This is a genomic window from Thermogutta sp., assembly GCF_014359955.1.
Classification (GTDB): Bacteria; Planctomycetota; Planctomycetia; order Pirellulales; family Thermoguttaceae; genus Thermogutta.
Genome location: NZ_JACIYL010001108.1, coordinates 1 through 1034 on the forward strand (window position 1 = coordinate 1; position 1034 = coordinate 1034).

Annotated in this window: 1 protein-coding gene; it reads right to left on the reverse strand. The window is 54.7% G+C overall.

Translation table 11 applies throughout. The features are described 5' to 3' along the window. Positions 1–571, reverse strand: a 571-nt coding sequence (locus H5U08_RS19700; protein ID WP_297037150.1) for a hypothetical protein, incomplete at its 3' end; no start/stop codon positions are given. Positions 572–1034 lie beyond the last annotated feature (463 nt).

Consider the following 1034-nt stretch of genomic DNA (forward strand, 5'->3'; position numbering starts at 1 on the left):
AGGGTTTAATCAGCGATTCCAATTCCTTTGCGGAAACATAGTTTGGCCTGTAAATCCGCGTTGATATCTGGTCGCTCAACTGTTCCAGAAGCTTTATCTCCTGGGAAGTTCCCACATAAATGACTTTTTTATCTTCATACCAGACAAATCCCGCCGCTTTGAGTACCGCCAAAAGGGCCTCCCGTGGCGTCAAATCGTTCAGAGAAAGGCTGAGTTTCCCCTGAACACTGTTGGAGAGCAGAACGTTTATTCCGGCCTCTTTTGCCAGCGTGTGAATTGTGTCACGAATATCGGCTTCCCGTAACTCGATCTGCGTTTTATTGTTGTCATCGAACGACTTAGTGTTGTCATTTCCGGCCGGAAAAGGTTCCAGAATCGGCGGGGGTGGCGCGATGACCTCCAGATTGCCTGGTCCTCCAGAACTGGGAGCACCTCCTTGATCTGTGGCGAGCAGACCGGGGGAAGGGGACACACTCGCGTCCTTTTCGTTGGCCATTGTAATACGCGGAAGGACCGCCGATCGCTCTCGCGAATCATCCCGCGATTCGACGGGAATCTGACGAACTGCCACCTCTACTCCGTCTGATTGGTGCTCCGCCTCTGGGGCCAACCAAGAGACGAAAACCACTCCCTCCTGGGATGCTGAGGCTGCTGGAGTACCCTCCGGGACGTCTCCTTTCAGCACGGCTGTACTATTCTCCGGGACCTCGGTATTCGAATTTCCGGAGGGGACAGGTAATCCAAATCGCCCAGGGGCGGTGCGCGATTCGGAAGAATTGTTGGTACGCTCTCGACCTGGCTGATATTGTCTATCCCACGACGCCTCGCGGAAGTCGCTGGCGCGCTCGACCGCGACCAGGGCATTCCCTTGATGAGATGATTGTGCCTTCTTTCCGTTTAGGGGCTCTTGGGGGCCGCTCTGACTTTTCAGGTCAACCGGCGAGCGAAACGCCGACTGTGAGGACCTGGAATGCGATACGAATAAGGCGGCCAGCCATACCCCCAGGGCACATACGGTTAATATTTCCAGGATG